Consider the following 19,300-nt stretch of genomic DNA (forward strand, 5'->3'; position numbering starts at 1 on the left):
GCATCTCTCAGCCGATCCGCCGCAGCGGCGGTCCCTGACTGGGTTGAATCTGGGCCGGTAGCTGCTGGCTGCTGATCGACTCCAGGGTGGTCATGTTGTAGCTGGTGTAGGTCGTGCGTCCCGCGCCATCACCCTGGGGCCAGAAGGCATCGATCACGGTGAGGGTCTGCACCGGAGCCGTGCTGTCCTGCAGCCGGCGGCGCGGACCGCTGCCCAGGGCACCGAGGTTGAGCAGGTCCAGTTGACCCACCCGGCCTGGGAAGAAGGCGTGATGGTGGCCGCTGATGTAGGCATGGGCGCCGGTGCGCTCCAGCAACTGGCGCAGGGACTCGCTCTGCTGCAACACTTCGCCAGGCCGGTCCCGGCCCTCTCCTACGGCCAGCAGCGGCAGGTGGCCAAGCACCAGCCGCAACCGGGCCGATTGGGCCTCGGGGCTGCGCAGCTGGCGCTCGGCCCAGGCCACCTGTTCGGCGGGCAGGGCGGCCGAGGAGGCATCCCACACCAGCAGGAAAAGGTCGTGCTGACGCACGCTGTAAGCGAAGGGAAAGCGGCTGGCATCAACAAACTTCAACCCCAAGGCATTCTGCTGGCCGCGCCAATAACGCTCGGCCTCCTGGCGATCGAGCTCAAATATGTAGTGGCCCCCAGAGCGGGCGGAAGAGGCGTCGTGGTTGCCCATGGTGATCGCCACCGGCAGCCCAGCCCGCTCCAGAGGTGCCAGCAGTTGGCGATGGAAGGAGGCCCACATGGCGCTGAGGTGTACCCGGCTGAGGCCCTGCTTCTGGCCCGCCACCATGTCGCCGCCGCAGAGCACCAGATCGGGTTTCCAGCTGGGGATCAGTTCAACGGCCCGCAGCACCTCCGGCAGGTAGCTGGTGGAGCCGTAGCTGCTGTTGAGATCGCTGATCGCCACCAGGCGCAGGTCGCCCCGGGGCGGCAGCAGCGGTTTGGCACCGCCTCTAGGGGCGGCAGTGGCCTCAGGGCTCAGGCCTGAGGCCGCAAGGGCGGCTACTCCCAAGCCAGCCAAGCTGAGGAAGCCACGTCGGGAGACGAACGCACCAGGCCAGGTGACCATCGGCCAGGTGAGGTTCTTCGGCGTGCTGCGCTGGAACATGCCCATGGTTTAGCGCCCCGCCTAGGCAGACAGACGCCAGAGCAAGGTGCCGTGGGCCGTGGCTCGCAGCACACAAAGGACCGCCAGGGCCATGCAAAGGGGGCAGTGGGTAATCGACAAAGAATCGACGCCGCATCGACCTCCAGCCTGGCAGCCCAATTCAATTTCAGGCGCAGTGGAGCCAAGACTGCTGAAATAACGCCATGAATCAGCGCCCGGCTCCCGTGCAGGCGCCCCCTTGGAGTCGGTAGTGCTGCGCCTGAGCGAATTGAAGCTGCCCCTCGACCACAGCGAGGCCGACCTGGCGGCGGCAGTGCTGAGGCGCCTGCGGCTCGCCCCCGATCAACTACTTGGGTTGCGGCTGGTTAAGCGCAGCGTTGATGCCCGCAAGAGCGCGGCGATCACCATCGTTTACAGCCTGGATTTGGATTTGGACCTTGATGCCCGTGCCGAGGCCCGGCTTCTAAAGCGCTTTGCCGGCGACCCCCATCTGCGGCCCTGCCCCGACACGACCTATCACCCCGTCGTAAGCGGAGCCAACGCTGGAAAGCTGCGACCAGTGGTGGTGGGAGCTGGTCCCTGCGGCTATTTCGCGGCCCTGCTGCTGGCCCAGATGGGGTTTCGTCCCCTACTGCTGGAGCGGGGCAAGGCGGTCAAGGAGCGCAGCGCCGACACCTTCGGCTTTTGGAAGGGGAGCGCTGACTTCAATCCCGAATCAAATGCCCAATTTGGCGAGGGTGGGGCTGGCACCTTCTCCGACGGCAAGCTTTACAGCCAGGTGAGCGAAGCCAAGCCCTACGTGCGCAAGGTGCTGGAGGAGCTAGTTGCCGCAGGCGCTAACCCTGACATCCTCACCCTGCACCACCCCCACATCGGCACCTACAAACTGGCCACGGTGGTGCGGGGGTTGCGGCAGCGAATCGAGGCCCTAGGGGGCGAGGTGCGCTTCGAGTGCCGGGTAGACGGCCTGGAGCTAAATCCCGTGGACCGCTCCATTCAGGGTCTGCAGCTCGATAGCGGCGAACGAATTGCCGCCACCCAGGTGGTGCTGGCCCTTGGCCACAGCGCCCGGGACAGCTTTGAGATGTTGAAAACCGCCGGCGTGGCGATGCAGCCCAAGCCTTTTGCCGCTGGTCTACGCATCGAACACCCCCAGAGCCTGATTGACAGGGCCCGCTGGGGGCAGGCCGCCGGCCACCCCCGCCTGGGCCCAGCTGAATACAAGCTGGTGCATCACTGCCGTGAGACAGCCAACTTGGGCCGCAGTGTCTACAGCTTTTGCATGTGCCCGGGGGGATTGGTGGTGGGGGCTACCTCGGAGCCAGGTCGAGTAGTTACCAATGGCATGAGCCAGCACACCCGCAATGAACGCAATGCCAACAGCGGCATCGTGGTGGGTATCGAGCTAGCCGATCTGACGCCCTATGGGGAAAGAGACGACGATCCCCTCGCCGGCGTTGCTTTTCAGCGCTATTGGGAGGGGCGCGCCTTTGTTACAGGCGGATCTAACTACCAAGCACCTGCCCAGCGGGTTGGAGATTTCCTCGCCAACCGCTCAAGTGAGGGCAGTGGCGGAGTGATTCCTTCATACCAACCAGGAGTTTGCTATGGAAATTTGGCTGGCTGCCTACCGGAGTTCGTGCTGACAGCTATCCGAGAGGCCCTGCCCGCCTTCGATCGCCGCATTCCAGGCTTCCTAATGGGCGATGCCCTGCTCACCGGTGTAGAGACCCGCACCTCGTCGCCCGTGCGGCTACCCAGAGACGAAATAACCCTGGAGTGTGGTAACACCCCAGGGTTATACCCAGCCGGCGAGGGAGCTGGTTATGCCGGCGGAATCCTCTCGGCAGCAATTGATGGCATCAAAGTGGCCGAACAGGTAGCCCTGTCGATCACTCTTCCTCGTCCTCAGCACCCAGTGGTACCAAGCGAATCTGTTTGCGACCCAACTTGATTTCGAACTCATCGCCAGGCTTGAGGTCAAGCATGCCCGTATAAGCCTTGCCGACCATCAAGTTGCCGTTGAACTGGACCTTGGTGTTGAAGCTGAGTTTTCGGCCGCCCTTCCCGGTTTTGGCTGCACTGCCAAAATCGACTCCCTTGGCATTTAAGAGAGCCTCGTAGAAGGCTGTGAAGTTCAGCCGTTCCGAACCATCTTTTTTGTGGGAGACATAGCCGCAAGCGCGAACCAAGTCAGACTTGCTCACATCCCCGAGTTCTTTGACCTTGGCGAGGAGGTCGACACCAGTGAGCATTGATCATAATTATGCAACTTCTGCATTATTGCGCAGAAACAGGCCCGAATGCAAGCTACGCGGCTTTGATTGAAGGCGAATCCAGCTCGAAACAGCGCCAAGATTCAAGCCTGAGAAACAATGCCGCTCCACTGCACCGCCTTCACCTGATCGCGCCGCCAGGAGTGAAAAAGCAGTGGTTCGCTGGCTGTGCAAAGAGGGCAGCGGCCAATTTGCGCCGTGGGCACCCCAAGTCGCTCCAGTTGGAGCTGGGCGGCAAGGCGAATATCAAGGCGGTCTTTCATAGGGTTTGGATCGGCCTGCAGAGCGCCGCACTGACGCAACTGCTCAAGCAGAACAGGCAGCAAAGACGCATCAGGGGCGGCGGCTAGAGACGCCGCAACCTGTTCAGACACCAGCCGCTGCACTTGGTAGGAGCCACCGCCGATCGCTGGTCCTAGGGCCACCAGCAGCTCGGCCGGCCGACTGCCTCCATCCACCAGCTGCTGCACGGCGCGCTCGAGGATGCCTCCAGCCACACCGCGCCAACCAGCGTGGCAAGCCGCCACCCGGCCAGTAGCGGGATCAGCAATCAGCACCGGGGTGCAGTCAGCGCCACAAGCCCAGAGGCTTTGGCCGCCGGCATCACTAATAAGACCATCGGCCTCGGGAAAGGGATCGGCGCTGGCCTGGCTGGCTGGCAAAACCAAGGCGCTGTGCACCTGACGCAGACGGTGCACACTCACCCCAGCGCTCAAATAAGCCGCCAGCACCTCAGGCCCCCGTCCCTGCCATTGACGTGTAAAGAAGCCATGCTCAAACGACTGGAGCAGGTCGCACTGGAGGTAGTAGCCGCCATAGGTACCTACCCAGGTCCAACCGGGCAAGGGATTGAAGTCCCGGTCGGGACGATCAAAGGGGGGATCAACCGCTTCGGCCATCGTGGGGAATCAAGCGTCGGGAAGATCGCGCAGCAACCAGAAGCCCTCAAAGCGCTGGTCCTGCTCGCTGGCTTGAACGGCAAGGAACTGAAGGCCACCGGCCTGCTCTCGGGCGGCAGCAAAAGCCGCAGTGGCCACCTCTGCCTCCTCAGCCGGCAAGTTGGTGAGCAGCCAGCGATCCTCAAGGCCTGCCTCAAGCACTAGCTGCGGGCCACTGATCTCAAGCCGCACGGGTTCGAGCCCAGCCAGCCAGCCGGCCAGGGCCAGGGCCCTGGTGGAGCTGAATAGGCGAATGCCCGGCACCGGCAGTTCGGCAGCCCCCGCCTCTGGTAGGGGTACGAGGCCCGCAAAGCCAACCTCCCACTCCGATGCAGCGGCTAGGACACCCAAGGGCAAGGTGGCCCAGGCCCAGCTGTCGCCCCGCGCCTCTTCCGGCAAGGGCACCGCAATCGGTCGCAAAGCCTGGGGGGGCGGTGCTAGCGGGCCCGCCATGTAGCCGGGCTCCTGGGGATACACCAGGCGCTCCCGCTCCTGCAGCCAGTTGACTAGGGCGTAGGTACGGCGGCTGGGCACCAGCTCCAATCCCAGCCCCTCAGCAGCCCGCTGCACCATGGTGCGCATCGAGCCACGCCAGCAGCGCAGCCGCCGAGGCGGCCCAAAACCCTGGGAGGCAGCACCAGCCAATGCTGCCTCCAGAGCCTCCCTCAGCCAGATCGAATTAACGCTGGTGGCAGGGCAGGCCTGGGCCCAGCGGAAGGATTCGCTCGCTACCTCCCCTGGTCCGGGCACCTCAGGGGTGGAACAAATCAGCAGCTCCCAGCGCTTTTTGCCATCTTCTTCAAGGATGGGACGGGAGTAGTAGTCGAGCTCCCAATCTGGAGCGGCCTGCTTCATCCGGCCCCTTGTTCTTGCTGGCGCAGCACGGAGCGGGCCCGGTTGGCCCGATCTGGAGCCTCAGCCATCACCTTGTCGCGATCGATCAGCAGTTCACCGGGCTGTCCCTCGAGAAGGGCGGTATTGAGGGCGATGCGGCCCCGGCCCGGATCCAGCTCGGTGATCAGGGCCTTGACCCGGTCTCCCTGGCCAAAAACCTCACGCAGGTCCCGCAGCTGACCACCACTAATTGCCGATTGATGCAACAAACCGCTCACACCGCCTAGATCGACAAACAAGCCATAGGGCTTAATTGCCACCACCTGGCCTTCGACCAGCTGACCCACCTCCAGGTTTTGGAACAGGGCTGCAGTGGCAGCTTTCTTCTCCGACAACACCAACTTGCGGGTCTCTGGATTGACCTCTAGGAAAGCGGCACCAAGGGTCTTACCCACCAAAGCCTCATGGTTTTCGCCCTCCTGCAGCTGGGAACGGGGGATGAAGCCGCGCAATCCCTCAAGTTCACAGGTGACACCACCTCGATTGAAGCCGTTCACTTTGACCTGCACCACCTTGCCCTCCTTCTCCAGGAGCCTCACCTTCTCCCAGCTCTGGCGCAGGGCCAAGGCACGGGCGCTGATGGTCACCATGCCATCGGCGTTTTGCTCACCGGTGACGAGCACATCCACCTCCAGCCCCTTCGGAAAGGTCTCCTTGAGGTTGGTGATCACCCCCAGGCCGCACTCTTTCTTGGGCATGAAACCCGGCGCCTTGCCGCCGATATCCACGTAAACGCCATCGCTTTCGACACCGATCACGGTGCCGCGCACCACCTCTCCAGTGGTGCCATGGGGCTCGTGGTCGTCGAGAGCCGCCAGAAAGGCTTCTTCGTCAAAGTCGAAATCGTCGACGCTCCGCGCCGCGGGCTTGGTGCTGGGCTCTCCGGCAACAGCAGCCTTGGGAGCCCGCTTCTGACTCGGGTCAGGGCCCAGCAGGTCGGCCATGGTGAGGCCCTCCATGGACCCCAGGTCAAACAGGTCGTCGTCGTTTCGGACAGGAGTGCTGGCAGGTGCTGCAACCCGGTTAACGGGAGCGAGCTGAGCGGGAGCCTGGGGAGCTGCGGCAAGCGCAGGTTCAGTCGCAGACGACTGCGGGGCTGGCTCGTCCTTGCGGATCATCAACACCTGGGGCGGCTTACGCAGGGGCGCCAGAGGCTGGGGGCGTGCAGGCACTGGGCGCGCAGGACCAGGGGGCACGGGCCGGGATGAGGATGAGGGCGGTTGACTGCCGGTACCGGCCATCTCCACTAAGGGCTGAGAGCCCCACACTGTAGTGATCAGTCCTCAAAAAATGCCCCAGCAGCGCCACCTTGAGCAGCTGGCCTGGCCGCAGGTTCAGGAGCTTGCAGCCCAGCCAGGAAGCACGGTTGTCTGGCCCTGGGGGGCGGTCGAGCAACACGGCCCCCAACTGCCGCTCGGAACGGATGGCCTGTTTGCTGAGCGAGTGCTGGACGCAGTTTTGGCAGCGCTGGAGCCAAGCCTGCCCATCTTGCGGCTGCCGCTGCAGAGCATTGGCTTCTCCCCAGAGCACCGTGGTTTCAGTGGCACCATCAGCCTCCCCCCCCAGGTCCTGATCGAGCAACTGGTGGCCGTAGGCCATGAACTTGCCGGCACAGGTTTTCAGCGGCTGGTGTTGTTTAACGGACACGGAGGCCAAATATCACTGCTTCAGACCGCCGCGCGCCAGCTGCGGGCGGAGCGGCCCGCGCTAGCCGTGCTGCCCTGCTTTTTATGGAGTGGTCCCGAGGGGATCGCCGAGCTCATCCCCGAGCCGGAGCGCTCCGACGGGCTGCACGCGGGCCTGGCGGAAACCAGCCTGATGCTGCACCTCGCCCCCCAGCTGGTGGGCGAGCAGCGCCCCTGCGACGGCAAGCGAGGCGAGGTCATCCCCGCGGGCTGGAGCCTGGAAGGGGCCGCCCCGCTTGCCTGGCTCAGCCAGGAACTCAGCCTCACCGGAGTGGTTGGCGACGCCCGCGGCGCTTCTGCAGCCCTGGGAGCCCAACTTTTTGACCGGTTGGTCGCAGGTTGGCAGCACCGCTTCGAAACCCTGCTGGCCAGCCCCTGGCCAGGCCAAGGGACGGTCAGAGTTCGGTAGGGGGTGGTTACAGTCAGATGATCAGATCCAACAGCGCGGCTGCCATGGCAACTCTTGCTCCTACCAATGTCACTGACAATGTGACTGAGAATGTCACTGAGGCGTTCCCATCCGACCAACTGCCCGACTTCAGCACAGACACCTACAAGGACGCCTACAGCCGCATCAACGCGATCGTGATTGAAGGTGAGCAGGAAGCTCACGACAATTACATCTCTATCGGTGGGCTTCTCCCCGACCAAGCTGAGGAGCTCACAAAATTGGCCCGCATGGAGCTGAAGCACATGAAGGGCTTCACAGCTTGCGCCAACAACCTCGGCGTCACTGCTGACATGCCGTTTGCTAAGGAGTTCTTCTCGCCTCTGCACAACAACTTTCAGAAGGCTTTAGCTGAAGGTAAGGTCACAACCTGTCTTTTGATTCAGGCCATTCTGATCGAGGCCTTTGCCATTTCGGCTTATCACATCTATATCCCTGTAGCCGATCCATTTGCGCGTAAGATCACCGAAGGTGTAGTCAAAGATGAGTACACACACCTTAATTACGGTCAGGAATGGCTGAAAGCCAACCTTGAAACGGTGCGAGGGGAGCTGGAGCAGGCAAACCGTGAGAATCTGCCCCTGGTGCGCAAGATGCTCCAGCAGGTCGCTGGCGACGCGGCTGTTCTGCAAATGGACCAGGAGGATTTGATGGCCGATTTCCTCACCTCCTACCAAGAGGCTCTGCTCGAAGTTGGCTTCACTTCCAGGGAGATTGCCAAAATGGCAGCTGCTGCATTGATCGGCTGAAGCCTCCTGCCAGGGGTGTCGTGGCAAGATGTAGCGTCCGCGACATCCCCTGGGGTTGCCCATGTTCGGCCTGATCGGTCACTCCACAAGCTTCGAGGCTGCCCGTGAAAAGGCTCGCACTCTTGGCTTTGAAGAGTTTGCCGAAGGTGACCTCGACGTTTGGTGTAGTGCCCCGCCCCAATTGGTGGAGCATCTTCAGGTCACCAGCGCCACAGGCAAGACCATAGAAGGGGCATACATCGACTCCTGCTTCGTGCCAGAAATGCTGAGTCGGTTTAAAACCGCTCGCCGCAAGGTGCTCAGCGCCATGGAGCTGGCCCAAAAAAATGGTATCGATATCACCGCTTTAGGCGGGTTTACCTCGATCATTTTTGAAAATTTCAACCTGCTCAAGGAGCAGCAAATCCGTTCCACCACCTTGGAATGGGAGCGATTCACTACCGGAAATACCCACACCGCCTGGGTGATTTGTCGCCAGGTGGAAACCAATGCCCCCAAGCTCGGTATTGATCTGAGCCAGGCCCGGGTCGCAGTCATTGGGGCTACCGGTGATATCGGCAGCGCTGTATGCCGCTGGCTGAGTCAGCGCACTGGAGTCAAGGAGCTCTTACTGGTCGCCCGCCAGGCCCAACCCTTGCTGGACCTACAGCAGGAGCTTGGCGGCGGCCGGATCCTCAAGCTGGAGGAGGCCCTACCGGAAGCCGATGTAGTGGTGTGGGTGGCCAGCTTGCCCCAAACGCTGAGCATTGATGCGGCCAGTCTTAAGTCGCCCTGCCTGATGATCGACGGCGGCTACCCGAAAAACCTAGACACCAAGGCCAGTGGCAACGGCATCCATGTATTGAAGGGCGGCATCGTTGAGTTTTTCAGCGACATCACCTGGCAAATGATGGAAATGGCTGAAATGGACAACCCCAAACGTCAGATGTTTGCCTGTTTCGCCGAGGCCATTCTGCTGGAGTTCGAAGGTATCCACACCAACTTCAGCTGGGGGCGCAACAACATCAGCCTCGACAAGATGGATCTGATCGGTGCCGCCTCCCTGAGCCATGGCTTCGAGGCCCTGGGGCTGTCTGCCCAGATCGATCCCACCCCGGCCCTGACTACTGCCTGAATACCTTTACTCCCCTTGCCCATCCCCGCCATGGCCCGCCGCGCCTTGCTGGAGTTCGAAAAACCCCTCGTTGAGCTCGAAGAGCAGATCGAGCAGATCCGCCAGTTGGCACGCGACTCGGAGGTGGATGTGAGTCAGCAGCTGCTGCAGCTCGAGACCCTGGCCACCAGACGTCGCAAAGACATCTTCGATGCCCTGACGCCCTCCCAGAAGATCCAGGTGGCCCGCCACCCCCAGCGGCCCAGCACCCTGGACTACATCCAGGTGATTACTGATGAGTGGCTGGAGCTGCATGGCGACCGCCGTGGCAGTGACGACCGGGCCCTAGTGGGTGGGGTTGGCAGGATCGGTGAGCAGGGTGTGGTGCTGCTCGGACATCAAAAAGGCCGCGACACCAAGGAGAATGTCGCCCGCAACTTCGGCATGGCATCCCCAGGGGGCTATCGCAAGGCGATGCGGCTGATGGAGCATGCCGATCGCTTTCGCCTGCCGATCTTGAGTTTCATCGATACGCCGGGGGCCTACGCGGGGGTGCTGGCCGAGGAGCAGGGGCAGGGTGAAGCGATCGCCGTCAATCTCCGTGAGATGTTCCGGCTGCGGGTGCCGATCCTTGCCACGGTGATCGGCGAAGGCGGATCTGGTGGCGCCCTGGGCATCGGCATAGCCGACCGGTTGCTGATGTTCGAGCACAGCGTTTACACAGTGGCCAGCCCAGAAGCCTGCGCCTCGATCCTGTGGCGGGACGCAGGCAAGGCCTCCACTGCCGCTGAGGCTCTCAAGATCACAGGCCCTGATCTGCTCAAGCTCGGCATCGTTGACCTGGTGTTGCCCGAGCCTGCCGGCGGCAACCACTCGGCTCCTCTCCAGGCCGCTGAGACCTTGAAATCTGCCCTGCTGGAGCAACTCAGCGAACTGCAGGGCCTAAGTGAATCCCAATTGATCGAGCAGCGCTACGCCAAATTCCGCCGCATGGGAAGGGTGCTCGACAGCGAGTCCCCAATTGCTTCCGCCAGCTCTTAAGATTTGTTTCAGGTCCCGTTGCCTCCTAGAATTTTTGGCTGATTCAGCACCTGTTGCTCTGATCACCGGCGCCTCGCGAGGCATAGGTGCAGCAGCAGCCCAAAAGTTTGCCGCTGCCGGTTACGATTTGCTCCTGCTAGCCAGGACTACTGTCGATCTCGATTCGCTTACGACGGATCTAAAGCCCACTGGCAGGAGAATCGAATCCATCGGCCTCGATCTCGCCGAGCCTGCCACTATTGCTCCCGGACTGGAAGACCTCTGCAGCCGAGGCCTCACACCTACTGTTGTAATTAACAATGCCGGCGTTGCCTATACAGGCTCCTTGGCAGAGATGCCCCTGGAGCAATGGCAACGGTTGATGCAGCTCAATCTCAGTGCTGTATTTCAGGTTTGCCAGTCGCTGCTTCCAAGACTCAGGCAGGCTGGCGGCGGACATATCATCAATCTGAACAGCCATGCAGCCCACCAAGCCTTCCCCGACTGGGGCGCTTACTGCGTTAGCAAGGCCGCTCTCCTCTCCCTTGGTCGATGCCTTGCCGTCGAAGAACGCCCCTTTGGCATACGGGTAAGCACCCTTACCCTAGGTGCGGTGAATACGCCTCTCTGGGAGAGCGAAAACGTCCACAGCACGTTCGATCGCCGTGCCATGCTTGACGTTGAAAGGGCATCTGAAGCCCTGCTGTACCTGGCCCAACAGCCAGCCACCTCAGTGGTGGAAGATCTCACCCTCATGCCGGCCGCCGGCGCGCTTTGAGCCCCCCTATGACTTCCACCCTGCCGTCCAGCTTTCCTTCGCTTTCCATTACACCCGATTCAGCTCCCCTGCCCATAAGTCTGCGAATCCGTGAGCGTCTTGACGCTGCAGGAGTTGCTTACCTCGCAAACGACAACATTTCTGACCACCTGCGCGATGGTGAGCTCGAGCAGTTGGAGATTGAGGTGGCGGGCAAGGTTCGCGAATTGCTACGTAGTCTCGTCATCGATATAGACAAAGATCACAACACCGAGGAGACAGCTGAGCGTGTCGCCCGGATGTACCTACACGAAGTCTTTAAGGGGCGCTACCACGAGCAGCCCAAGATCGCCAGTTTTCCAAATGTTAAAAAGCTGGATGAAATTTATACTGTTGGTCCCATTACCGTTCGCTCAGCCTGTTCTCACCACTTGGTGCCCATTTTGGGCAATTGCTGGATTGGTATTAAGCCAGGTGATCGGGTGATTGGCCTGTCCAAATTCTCTAGAGTTGCCGATTGGGTATTCTCAAGGCCTCATATTCAGGAAGAAGCTGTAATGATCTTGGCCGATGAGATCGAGCGTCTTTGCGAGCCCCAAGGTCTGGCGATTCTGGTAAAAGCCCAGCACTACTGCATGAAGTGGCGTGGTGTGAAGGAGCCCCAAACCAGCATGGTCAATTCTGTGGTGCGAGGCGATTTCCGTATAGATCCAAGCCTTAAGGCTGAATTTTTCGAGCTGGTTAAGCAGCAGGAGTGCATGCTTTCTACCTAAAGCGAAAGCTTTAGGTAGAAAGTCACCTTCCCCCGAAGACCACCCTCCCCGAAAATCAACCTCAGGGTTTGCTGCCAATTGGTCCAATGGCCGGCGAAGCCTGCCGGCCAGAGCCACCCCCTTGGGCTGGCACCGCTATCACCACCATTACCTGGGCTGAAACGTCTTGAAGCTGCAAGACGTAGCTGGGCCCTGTTGCGCCGTCAATCAGCAGCCACTGGTTGGCACCAGGGCTACGCCGGTACCAGTGAAACGCTGAGGGTGGCAATGCGGCCAAAACGTCGGCTACGGCCGTGGCCTGTAGTACTGCCCCCTGCACGGCTTCACCCTGGAGCACCAGCTGCTGCAAACCATCGATTTGCTGCTGAACAGCACTCTCCTGTTGCAGATCCGTATTGATCTGCTGGCGCAGGGCACGGATCTGGGACTGGGGGTCGGCACTCACCCCTGGTATGCAGGAAAGCTGGCCATCCACCAGCTGGCAGCCCACTAGGTCCTGGGCCCGTACCGGTGCCAGCGGGCCTAGTCCTAAACCCGAGCCAATGGTCAACGCCAGGGCCCAGAGGGATGGACGAAGAAGCGTAGATGTACGAAACAAACCCATCAAGAAGGGGCAAGACCCACCGATCTTGACTGGGAAGGCCCAGCGAGGCCAGCAACCCGTACCGCAGCCACTAGTGCTGCAACCTGATCGAGATCCTTATTGCCTGGGCTTCGCTCCACGCCGCTGGAGGCATCTAGGCCTGTGGGGCGCAGCTGGCTCAGCACTCCCGGCACCCGGTCGGCCCTAATGCCCCCCGCGAGCCACCAGGGAAGAACTGGCGTAAAACCCTGCAGCCACTCAATCGGAATGCGGTGGCCGGTACCGCCCAACTGTTCGGGCACCCAGGCATCGAGAAGTAAGGCATCCACCACCAGGGAGTAGTCAAAGGCCCGCTGCAGATCTTCCGGCCTGCGAATCCTCAGGGCTTTCCAGATCTCACAGCCCAAGCGGGAGCGCAGCTGGCCGCAGAGCTGGGGTGTTTCTGAGCCGTGCAACTGCACCACAGCATGACCCTGTCCCAGCTCTAGTTGGGCCCACTGCTGCTCGAGCGGATCGGCCACCACCAGCACACCGCGGCAGCCAGGCGCCGCGGCCCGCATCGCCCCAAAAAGCGCCGGCCGGTGTTCAGCATCAAGGAAGCGAGGCGAGCCCGGCACGCCGATCACGCCGATCGCATCCACCCCCAGTTGAGCCACCTCTGCGGCCTGGTCCGGTTCCCGCAACCCACAGATCTTCAGCAGGGGGGATGCCATGGCGAGGGCAAAGGCTGTCGCCCCTTTCTAGGATCAGAGTCCTGCTGCTCTTCAACTGGCTTGACCAGCACGAGGAGCAGACACCAATACAGAGGGCAGTGGGAGAAGGCTGGCAAATTTTCAAAATTCGGGGCATCCCCCTACGGATCCACCCCAGTTGGTTTGTGATCTTGGTGCTTGCCACCGCGGCCTTCCAACAGCAATACAGCCTCACCCTCAAAGATCCGATGAGTGCCCCGGTGCTCTGGGGCCTGGGGCTGGTTACGGCAATGTTGCTGTTCGTTTCGGTGCTCCTACACGAATTGGGCCACTCCCTGGTGGCCCTGGCCCAGGGGGTTGAGGTGCGCAGCATCACCTTGTTCCTGCTCGGCGGCGTGGCCAGCGTGGAGCGCGAGTGCAGCACCGCCCGGGGCGCCCTGCTGGTGGCAGCGGCTGGCCCTGCCGTGAGCCTGGTACTGGGCGTGGGCCTGCTGGCCGCGACCCATCCAGCCGCCCATCTCTCCCCCCTGCTGGGCGCCATGGTTTCAGAACTGGGCACCCTCAACATGGTGCTGGCCCTGTTCAACCTGCTGCCAGGCCTACCGCTAGATGGGGGCTTGATTGTGAAGGCCCTGGTGTGGCAAGCCAGCGGTAGCCAGCGGCGCGGCGTGGAGGTTGCCAACAGCTGTGGGCGCTTCCTTTCCCTGCTTGCCATTGGCATGGGCACCGTGGTGCTGCTGCGCGGAGGGGGCCTCAGCGGCGCCTGGTTGATGCTGCTGGGCTGGTTTGGACTTGGGGCCTCGCGCAATCAGCGCCAAATGCTCGCCTTACAGCAAACCCTCAACGAACTAAAAGTACGGGATGCGGCTGGGCGGCGATTTCGGGTGCTTGAGGCGGCAGGTCGGTTACGGGAACTGAGCCAGATGCGTGTCTCCCAAGCCAGCGAGGTCGACCAAGGCGACTGGCTGCTGGTCTGCGATCGCGGCCGCTGGCAGGGCTTCATCGACGACAAGCCCCTGCAACAACTGCCAGTGCAGCGTTGGGATACGGACAGCATCGGCGACCACATCCAGCCCCTCTCGAGCCTGCCCTCCATCCGGGAGTCGGCACCGCTGTGGCAAGCGGTGCAGCAACTCGAGGACAGCGGCCGCAACCGACTGCTGGTGCTAAGCCCAGCCGGCCTCCCCTGCGGCACCATCGAACGCCCCGAGCTCGGCGAGGCGGTGCTTGCCAAGTTGGGCCTGCGCCTGCCCGCTCCCATCCTTGAGGCCGCCCGTCGCCAAGGCACCTATCCACTTGGCCTGGCCTTAGCCCAGGTGGTGCGCTCCATGGTGGCCTCTGGTGAAGCAAGCGAGGAGGGGCCAGCCAACGTCAGCCCGTAACTGGCCTCGGTCGCTGCAATCTGTTCCCATTCCTCGCTGCTGAGGGGAATGGTCCTGTTACCGGCCGCCGCCGCAGGCAGCTCAGCCTTGGCCGCTTGGATCAAACGCAGCTCCAGCTCAGTGCGGTCTATGGGCAGAACTGGCAATTGGGGTGGCGGCCCGCCAAACACAAGCTTCCATAAGTCGGCGGGTGGCTCCAAAAGAATCGAGCCGTGCTGCAGCAGGCAGCCGCGGCGCCAGAGCTGGGCGCTGCCAACCCGTTTGACGCCGCTGGCGTGCCCTAGATCCGCACCCGTACTGGTGGCAAAGCAGCTGCTGGGTTGTGGGCTGGCGGCCTGGCGGCCTGCCTGCAATGGCAGTCCCAATCCGGCAAAGCAATTCACAAGCCAGGCGCAAGCGCTGCCGTACGTCTCCTGACGCGATAGGGGGGGATCAGGCCACACCAGGGCGTAGGTGAGCTCTCCGGCGTGGAGCACGGCACGGCCGCCACTTGGTCGCCGCACCAAATCGATCACCCCCGCCGCTGCCAGCGCCTGCCAATGGGGTTCTATGCAGCGCTGGTGAAACCCCAGCGACAGGGTGGGGTGCTGCCAGGAGTAGAGCCGAAAGGCCGGTGCCCTTTGGTCCAGCAGCAGGCTGTCTATCGCCATCTGCCTGGCTCCCGGATGGCAGCTGCTGGGCAGCAGCCGCATGGCTGGGAGGGGAGATGCTGGAGAGTGATCCATTCCGCAAGGTTGCCCGGATGTTGTGGAGCCTGTTGCCCTATCTGCCCCTTGGCCTGCTGGCGGGTCTGCTGTCGGGAGTGCTGGGCATCGGCGGTGGGCTGGTGTTTTCCCCCCTATTGCTGCTAGCCGGACTTGATCCGCACCAGGCCCTGGCCACCAGCACCCTGGCGATCGTGCCCACCACCCTGGGTGGCACCTGGGCCCACCTGCGCAACCGCAGCCTTCCCTGGCGCGGGGGCTTGGCGATTGTGCTGGGTGCAGGCCTCGGTGCAGGCCTGTTCAGCCAGGTTGGGCTGGTGCTCCATGGCTGGATGTTGCTCGCAATGCAGGCGTTGATGTATGGAGGACTGGCCTTGAGCTTTCGCCCCCCGTCGGCGCAGGCTGCCATCGATACCGCCAGCTTGAAGCTGGCGGGTTTGACAGCCACCGGCATGGTCGCAGGCATGGCCACCGGATTGCTCGGTCTCGGCGGTGGCCTGGTGATGGTTCCCTTGATGGTGCAGCTGATGCAGGTGCCAATTCACCTGGCAATCCGCTTCAGCACCCTGGCGGTGCTCACCTCAGCCTCAGTCGCCTCAACCACCTTCCTGCTGGATGGCCGAGCACTGCTGCCGATTGGGATGCTCCTAGGAGGCACAGCAGCTGCTGCCGCCCACTGGTCGGCCGCCAGGCTGGATCGGGTCAGCGACGGTCAGCTGACGTGGCTACTGCGGGCTTTAACTTTCATACTTGCGCTCGACAGCGGTCGCAGGTCCCTGGCACTACTACTGAGCCGCCCCGGCTGAAAGTGGCGCCCAGAAGCCTCCGTCTAGCTCGTAGCCAAGAACCGCAGCCATCTGGGCTAAGCCCTGACGGCAACTCAAACCGTGCAGGCGCGCCCAGGCGTCAAGGCTGAAAAGCCTGTGGGTGATCCAAAGCTCCAGGGACTCGGGGGCAAAACGGATGCCCTCCGTGCGGCTGAATTGGTGGGGCAGCACCATCGCCACGTGGCGGGTGAGTTGGCCGCCGCCACGCTCCAGCAGCAGGGGCAGCCAGGGAGCTTCCGCATCGGCCCGCAGGGACCAAAGCCGCAACTCGGCAATTTCCGACAGCTCCCGGGGGTCGTCGTCGGCACGGGGCCAATTGAAGTGAAGCTCCAGGGAACCAGCCTGCTGGACAAGGGCATCAGGGCTAAGGCTGAACCAGGGCTTGAGAGCTGCAAGATCCAACTGGCGGATCTGGCTCTCGGAAATCTCCACAGGGGCCATCAAGAGCTGTGACAGCAGGGCGGGACAAGCTGGACCGTAGCCACCTAAGGGCAAAGAATGGGGCGAATCCAGTTGCTTGCTGCCCTCCCATGGTTTCCACTCTCAGCCAGGCCGAAGTGCTGATTGCCCTGGTGGTGGCCGCCCATGCGGGCGTGCTGGCCGTTCGCCTCTGCTTCAGCCTTTACAAAGCCTGAGAAGCTGGCCATTGCTCCTTGGCAAGCCTTACACCTTGGCAAGTTGCACCTGGCTAGCTAAAAGCGTCTAGGCCCCAGCGGGGTTTGATCCCTCGTTGCCCCCATGCCGCCTCTCCAGCTATCCAGTTATCAGGCCAGGCAAAATCTGCCCTTGCGGCGAGAAAGAAAGCCGCTTTCTGGTACGGATTCCAGGCCTTCTTCCCTCCGCAAGCCTGCGTCGCTCCCCAATCCGGCGTCCCAGCCTGATCCCCAGATAATTACTGGCGGTGAAGCAGCCGCACTGCAAGCCCTCTCAAGTGAGCGGCAAGAATTGCTCTGCAGCGTGATCGGACTGGTTCTCAAGGTTGGCCTTGTTGTGGTCGCTGGCGTCAGCCTGGTACGACTTGCCACCGCTTATCAGGAGCGGATGGAGCGCCAGGGTGAGCTCTCAGCGGTGCTCGGCCTTGAACGGGCCAAACTCTCCAAAGCACGCCAACGCTTTGACCATCTGTTCATGGTGGAAGGGGAGCAGCGGCTGATCCGCGAGCAAAATCAGTGGATTGCCCCCAATCGCCTGCGGGTGGTTTGGCAGCAGGCCACCCCGTAGGTTGGGGCCCCTCTCGCAATTCACTTAATGGCCGCAACAGCAGCCGCCGGAACGGTTTTGATCACCGGCACCACCTCAGGGGTGGGCCTCAATGCCGCAAGTGCCCTTGCTAAACGCGGCTGGCATGTGGTGACGGCCAACCGTGATCCCGTCAAAGCCGCTGCTGCCGCAGCCAGCCTGGGGATTCCTGCAGAACAGCTTAGTCATCTGCGTTTTGACCTCGGCGATCTCGACAGCGTTCGGGTGGGAGTCGAAACTTTGGTGGCGTCCCTGGGACGCCCCTTGGATGCCCTGGTGATCAATGCGGCTGTCTACAAACCGCGGCTAAAGCAGCCCGAGCGCTCCCCGCAGGGCTACGAAATATCGATGGCCACCAATCACCTGGGGCACTTTTTACTGATTCAGCTACTGCTGGGCGACTTGCAGCGCTCAAGCCACCCCTCGCGGCGGGTGGTGATTCTTGGCACCGTGACGGCCAACTCCAAGGAACTGGGCGGCAAGATTCCGATCCCAGCTCCAGCTGACTTGGGCGACTGTGCCGGCTTCAAGGCCGGATTTAAAGCCCCTATCTCCATGGCCAACGGCAAGGCCTTCAAACCTGGCAAGGCCTACAAAGACAGCAAGCTTTGCAACATGATCACGACCCAGGAGCTGCATCGTCGTCTGCACGAAAGCACCGGCATCGTTTTCAGCTCGCTATACCCAGGCTGCGTTGCCGACTCGCCCCTTTTCCGCAGCACGCCGCGGGCGTTTCAGACTATTTTCCCTTGGTTCCAGAAAAATATCACCGGCGGATATGTAAGCCAGGCATTGGCAGGAGATCGGGTTGGCCAGGTGGTGGCCGATCCAGATTTTTCCGCCTCGGGTGTGCACTGGAGCTGGGGCAACCGCCAAACCAAAGGGGGACGGCAATTCAGTCAGGAGCTCTCCGACAAGGCCAGTAACCCCGAAACGGCGCAGACCTTGTGGGAGGAATCAATGAAGTTGGTGGGGCTGACGCCGGCCTAAAAGCGGCGGCGGAAGGCATCGTCGCTGCGGCTGGATGCTTCTTCAGCGAGGCTCAATTTCCAGACGTTGCGGCTAAGGCGGCGGGCCTTGAGTCCGCCTCTCTCAACCGTTTCACTGGTGGGGCGGGCACCAAGCAGCTGACTCACCTCGGAAGTGCTGAGGGGTGCCCCGGTCTGGACGGCCAGCTGGGTGAGCTCGAGGCGTTGCCGCAAAGCAGCCAGATCGGCCTGGCCACCGTCTTCGGCCTCAGACCAAAGCCAGGGCAGGTCGTGGGCCGAACCGGCCATCTTCTGCATCAATCCCATACCGATGAAAGCCAGTGCTTGCTCCGGCTTGACTCCCTGGGCTGCTGCCTGGGCCATCCATTCAGGCATCGGAGCACTGTTGACACTGTCTCCAGCGGGCATGGGTTCTGCCTGGGCAGCCTGGCTGCGAGTGGAGCTAGAAGCGGTGCGGCGGGTGGCCATGGACGTCCCCTGAACGTTGGCCGGACGGTACCGGCTCAGCCGCGATGGGCAAGGGGCAGGGGGCTTCAGGGTTAAGATCCAGCCGCAGCAATGCCGATGTGAGGGCTAGCTGTTCGAAGGATTTCCCCTTGCCATCCCGCCTTCCCTCCCGAGACGAACTGGCGCTGCGCCGGCGTCGGGAGATGGCGCTTGGCTCAAGCTCAAGTGGCGGCACCCAGATCACTGGCACCCGGGTGGGCAGCGACAGCTCAGGCGCCAGTTGTGTGATTACCACCGACAGCGAGGGTTCCCGGCTGGCACGCCAATCCAGCCATGTGCAGTCGATTGAGCTGCGCACATACGTATTTCTTGATTCGCTGCAGCCCCAGCTAGCTGCCTACATGGGCACGGTTAGCCAGGGCTTCCTGCCCATTCCCGGTGACGCCTGCTTGTGGCTGGAGGTATCTCCGGGCATGGCTGTGCACCGGGTCACCGACATTGCCCTCAAGGCCAGCACGGTGCGGCTTGGCCAGATGATCGTGGAGCGGGCCTTCGGCTCCTTGGCGCTCTACCACCGCGATCAGAGCAACGTCCTCCACTCCGGCGACGTGGTGCTTGAGGCCATCGGCAGCCGGGTGGAGCTCCGCAGCCGTTGCGAGGTCAGCTGGACCGAGATCATCCGAGCGATCA

22 protein-coding genes and 1 pseudogene are annotated in these 19,300 nt (G+C 62.2%); 13 read left to right on the plus strand and 10 right to left on the minus strand.

The window, feature by feature from the left end; genetic code table 11:
- Nucleotides 1-7 precede the first annotated feature (7 nt).
- On the minus strand, nucleotides 8-1,120 hold the full coding sequence (locus KBY72_RS03780; protein WP_254930970.1) for a metallophosphoesterase family protein: 1,113 nt from the start codon (nucleotides 1,118-1,120) through the stop codon (nucleotides 8-10).
- A gap of 244 nt (nucleotides 1,121-1,364) precedes the next feature.
- Between KBY72_RS03780 and KBY72_RS03785 the strand changes: the two genes are divergently transcribed.
- Nucleotides 1,365-3,068, plus strand: a complete 1,704-nt coding sequence (locus KBY72_RS03785; protein WP_254960959.1) for an NAD(P)/FAD-dependent oxidoreductase — start codon at nucleotides 1,365-1,367, stop codon at nucleotides 3,066-3,068.
- On the opposite strand, the gene KBY72_RS03790 is transcribed toward KBY72_RS03785, so the two are convergent.
- From KBY72_RS03790 to KBY72_RS03805, 4 genes are all read right to left on the minus strand, one after another.
- Nucleotides 3,007-3,369 carry an AbrB family transcriptional regulator gene (locus tag KBY72_RS03790; protein ID WP_254930971.1) on the minus strand — a complete coding sequence of 121 codons (363 nt, stop codon included), beginning with the start codon at nucleotides 3,367-3,369 and terminating at the stop codon, nucleotides 3,007-3,009. The genes KBY72_RS03785 and KBY72_RS03790 overlap by 62 nt on opposite strands.
- Nucleotides 3,370-3,473: 104 nt before the next feature.
- On the minus strand, nucleotides 3,474-4,289 hold the full coding sequence (gene pgeF / locus KBY72_RS03795; protein ID WP_254930972.1) for a peptidoglycan editing factor PgeF: 816 nt from the start codon (nucleotides 4,287-4,289) through the stop codon (nucleotides 3,474-3,476).
- 9 nt (nucleotides 4,290-4,298) lie between these two features.
- Nucleotides 4,299-5,183 carry a Tab2/Atab2 family RNA-binding protein gene (locus KBY72_RS03800; RefSeq protein ID WP_254930973.1) on the minus strand — a complete coding sequence of 295 codons (885 nt, stop codon included), beginning with the start codon at nucleotides 5,181-5,183 and terminating at the stop codon, nucleotides 4,299-4,301.
- Complete coding sequence (locus tag KBY72_RS03805) at nucleotides 5,180-6,463, minus strand: S1 RNA-binding domain-containing protein (RefSeq protein WP_254930974.1); 1,284 nt, start codon at nucleotides 6,461-6,463, stop codon at nucleotides 5,180-5,182. The genes KBY72_RS03800 and KBY72_RS03805 overlap by 4 nt, the downstream gene beginning before the upstream one ends.
- Nucleotides 6,464-6,512: 49 nt before the next feature.
- Here KBY72_RS03805 and KBY72_RS03810 point away from each other — a divergent pair, with 49 nt between their 5' ends.
- The 6 genes from KBY72_RS03810 (at nucleotide 6,513) to folE (ending at nucleotide 11,747) form a co-directional block, all read left to right on the plus strand.
- Nucleotides 6,513-7,316, plus strand: a complete 804-nt coding sequence (locus KBY72_RS03810) for a creatininase family protein (protein WP_254960955.1) — start codon at nucleotides 6,513-6,515, stop codon at nucleotides 7,314-7,316.
- A gap of 44 nt (nucleotides 7,317-7,360) precedes the next feature.
- Nucleotides 7,361-8,104, plus strand: a complete 744-nt coding sequence (locus tag KBY72_RS03815; protein ID WP_254960956.1) for an aldehyde oxygenase (deformylating) — start codon at nucleotides 7,361-7,363, stop codon at nucleotides 8,102-8,104.
- A gap of 61 nt (nucleotides 8,105-8,165) precedes the next feature.
- Nucleotides 8,166-9,218, plus strand: coding sequence for a long-chain acyl-[acyl-carrier-protein] reductase (locus KBY72_RS03820; protein ID WP_254993100.1), 1,053 nt, complete (start codon nucleotides 8,166-8,168; stop codon nucleotides 9,216-9,218).
- 30 nt (nucleotides 9,219-9,248) lie between these two features.
- Nucleotides 9,249-10,238, plus strand: coding sequence for an acetyl-CoA carboxylase carboxyltransferase subunit alpha (locus tag KBY72_RS03825; RefSeq protein ID WP_254993102.1), 990 nt, complete (start codon nucleotides 9,249-9,251; stop codon nucleotides 10,236-10,238).
- Nucleotides 10,239-10,272: 34 nt separating this feature from the next.
- On the plus strand, nucleotides 10,273-10,995 hold the full coding sequence (locus tag KBY72_RS03830) for an SDR family oxidoreductase (protein WP_254993104.1): 723 nt from the start codon (nucleotides 10,273-10,275) through the stop codon (nucleotides 10,993-10,995).
- Between the two features lie 8 nt (nucleotides 10,996-11,003).
- Nucleotides 11,004-11,747, plus strand: a complete 744-nt coding sequence (gene folE, locus KBY72_RS03835) for a GTP cyclohydrolase I (RefSeq protein ID WP_254993106.1) — start codon at nucleotides 11,004-11,006, stop codon at nucleotides 11,745-11,747.
- Between the two features lie 61 nt (nucleotides 11,748-11,808).
- Here the strand turns inward: folE and KBY72_RS03840 are convergent, their stop codons facing one another.
- Both KBY72_RS03840 and KBY72_RS03845 read right to left on the minus strand, forming a co-directional pair.
- The gene (locus KBY72_RS03840; RefSeq protein ID WP_254993107.1) at nucleotides 11,809-12,297 is read right to left on the minus strand and encodes a hypothetical protein; all 489 of its coding nucleotides are present in this window, start codon (nucleotides 12,295-12,297) and stop codon (nucleotides 11,809-11,811) included.
- Between the two features lie 53 nt (nucleotides 12,298-12,350).
- A complete protein-coding gene (locus KBY72_RS03845) occupies nucleotides 12,351-13,043 on the minus strand; it encodes a phosphoribosylanthranilate isomerase (RefSeq protein WP_254962329.1) in 693 nt (230 codons plus the stop codon).
- Nucleotides 13,044-13,141: 98 nt separating this feature from the next.
- On the opposite strand from KBY72_RS03845, the gene KBY72_RS03850 reads away from it, so the two are divergent.
- Nucleotides 13,142-14,404, plus strand: coding sequence for a site-2 protease family protein (locus tag KBY72_RS03850; protein ID WP_254962327.1), 1,263 nt, complete (start codon nucleotides 13,142-13,144; stop codon nucleotides 14,402-14,404).
- Here the strand turns inward: KBY72_RS03850 and KBY72_RS03855 are convergent.
- Nucleotides 14,311-15,096 (minus strand): lipoyl protein ligase domain-containing protein, encoded by a 786-nt coding sequence (locus KBY72_RS03855; protein WP_254962326.1) that lies wholly within the window; start codon nucleotides 15,094-15,096, stop codon nucleotides 14,311-14,313. The genes KBY72_RS03850 and KBY72_RS03855 overlap by 94 nt on opposite strands.
- A gap of 14 nt (nucleotides 15,097-15,110) precedes the next feature.
- Between KBY72_RS03855 and KBY72_RS03860 the strand changes: the two genes are divergently transcribed.
- A complete protein-coding gene (locus tag KBY72_RS03860) occupies nucleotides 15,111-15,914 on the plus strand; it encodes a sulfite exporter TauE/SafE family protein (protein WP_254962324.1) in 804 nt (267 codons plus the stop codon).
- On the opposite strand, the gene KBY72_RS03865 is transcribed toward KBY72_RS03860, so the two are convergent.
- Nucleotides 15,894-16,376 (minus strand): CRR6 family NdhI maturation factor, encoded by a 483-nt coding sequence (locus KBY72_RS03865; RefSeq protein ID WP_254962323.1) that lies wholly within the window; start codon nucleotides 16,374-16,376, stop codon nucleotides 15,894-15,896. The two genes, KBY72_RS03860 and KBY72_RS03865, sit on opposite strands and share 21 nt — an antisense overlap.
- A gap of 89 nt (nucleotides 16,377-16,465) precedes the next feature.
- On the opposite strand from KBY72_RS03865, the gene psaM reads away from it, so the two are divergent.
- The 3 genes from psaM (at nucleotide 16,466) to KBY72_RS03880 (ending at nucleotide 18,164) form a co-directional block, all read left to right on the plus strand.
- Nucleotides 16,466-16,570, plus strand: a complete 105-nt coding sequence (gene psaM / locus KBY72_RS03870; RefSeq protein ID WP_106502470.1) for a photosystem I reaction center subunit XII — start codon at nucleotides 16,466-16,468, stop codon at nucleotides 16,568-16,570.
- Nucleotides 16,571-16,892: 322 nt separating this feature from the next.
- On the plus strand, nucleotides 16,893-17,156 hold the full coding sequence (locus KBY72_RS03875) for a hypothetical protein (RefSeq protein WP_254962322.1): 264 nt from the start codon (nucleotides 16,893-16,895) through the stop codon (nucleotides 17,154-17,156).
- Nucleotides 17,157-17,183: 27 nt separating this feature from the next.
- Nucleotides 17,184-18,164, plus strand: coding sequence for a protochlorophyllide reductase (locus KBY72_RS03880; protein WP_254962321.1), 981 nt, complete (start codon nucleotides 17,184-17,186; stop codon nucleotides 18,162-18,164).
- Here KBY72_RS03880 and KBY72_RS03885 read toward each other — a convergent pair.
- The gene (locus KBY72_RS03885; protein WP_254941166.1) at nucleotides 18,161-18,538 is read right to left on the minus strand and encodes a hypothetical protein; all 378 of its coding nucleotides are present in this window, start codon (nucleotides 18,536-18,538) and stop codon (nucleotides 18,161-18,163) included. The genes KBY72_RS03880 and KBY72_RS03885 overlap by 4 nt on opposite strands.
- A 275-nt stretch (nucleotides 18,539-18,813) precedes the next feature.
- Between KBY72_RS03885 and KBY72_RS03890 the strand changes: the two are divergent.
- Nucleotides 18,814-19,300, plus strand: a pseudogene (locus tag KBY72_RS03890) (BMC domain-containing protein); the annotation flags it as partial.

The organism is Cyanobium sp. BA5m-21 (assembly GCF_024346235.1).
In the GTDB taxonomy this organism is placed as follows: Bacteria; Cyanobacteriota; Cyanobacteriia; order PCC-6307; family Cyanobiaceae; genus Cyanobium_A; species Cyanobium_A usitatum.

Bases quoted from the DNA above. Each gene is read 5' to 3' on its own strand.
- KBY72_RS03780 (WP_254930970.1), bottom strand. From the start codon at position 1,120: ATGGGCATGTTCCAGCGCAGCACGCCGAAGAACCTCACCTGGCCGATG.
- KBY72_RS03790 (WP_254930971.1), bottom strand. From the start codon at position 3,369: ATGCTCACTGGTGTCGACCTCCTCGCCAAGGTCAAAGAACTCGGGGAT.
- pgeF (WP_254930972.1), bottom strand. From the start codon at position 4,289: ATGGCCGAAGCGGTTGATCCCCCCTTTGATCGTCCCGACCGGGACTTC.
- KBY72_RS03800 (WP_254930973.1), bottom strand. From the start codon at position 5,183: ATGAAGCAGGCCGCTCCAGATTGGGAGCTCGACTACTACTCCCGTCCC.
- KBY72_RS03805 (WP_254930974.1), bottom strand. From the start codon at position 6,463: ATGGCCGGTACCGGCAGTCAACCGCCCTCATCCTCATCCCGGCCCGTG.
- KBY72_RS03810 (WP_254960955.1), top strand. From the start codon at position 6,513: ATGCCCCAGCAGCGCCACCTTGAGCAGCTGGCCTGGCCGCAGGTTCAG.
- KBY72_RS03815 (WP_254960956.1), top strand. From the start codon at position 7,361: ATGGCAACTCTTGCTCCTACCAATGTCACTGACAATGTGACTGAGAAT.
- KBY72_RS03820 (WP_254993100.1), top strand. From the start codon at position 8,166: ATGTTCGGCCTGATCGGTCACTCCACAAGCTTCGAGGCTGCCCGTGAA.
- KBY72_RS03825 (WP_254993102.1), top strand. From the start codon at position 9,249: ATGGCCCGCCGCGCCTTGCTGGAGTTCGAAAAACCCCTCGTTGAGCTC.
- folE (WP_254993106.1), top strand. From the start codon at position 11,004: ATGACTTCCACCCTGCCGTCCAGCTTTCCTTCGCTTTCCATTACACCC.
- KBY72_RS03845 (WP_254962329.1), bottom strand. From the start codon at position 13,043: ATGGCATCCCCCCTGCTGAAGATCTGTGGGTTGCGGGAACCGGACCAG.
- KBY72_RS03855 (WP_254962326.1), bottom strand. From the start codon at position 15,096: ATGCGGCTGCTGCCCAGCAGCTGCCATCCGGGAGCCAGGCAGATGGCG.
- KBY72_RS03860 (WP_254962324.1), top strand. From the start codon at position 15,111: ATGCTGGAGAGTGATCCATTCCGCAAGGTTGCCCGGATGTTGTGGAGC.
- KBY72_RS03865 (WP_254962323.1), bottom strand. From the start codon at position 16,376: ATGGCCCCTGTGGAGATTTCCGAGAGCCAGATCCGCCAGTTGGATCTT.
- psaM (WP_106502470.1), top strand. From the start codon at position 16,466: ATGGTTTCCACTCTCAGCCAGGCCGAAGTGCTGATTGCCCTGGTGGTG.
- KBY72_RS03880 (WP_254962321.1), top strand. From the start codon at position 17,184: ATGGCCGCAACAGCAGCCGCCGGAACGGTTTTGATCACCGGCACCACC.
- KBY72_RS03885 (WP_254941166.1), bottom strand. From the start codon at position 18,538: ATGCCTGAATGGATGGCCCAGGCAGCAGCCCAGGGAGTCAAGCCGGAG.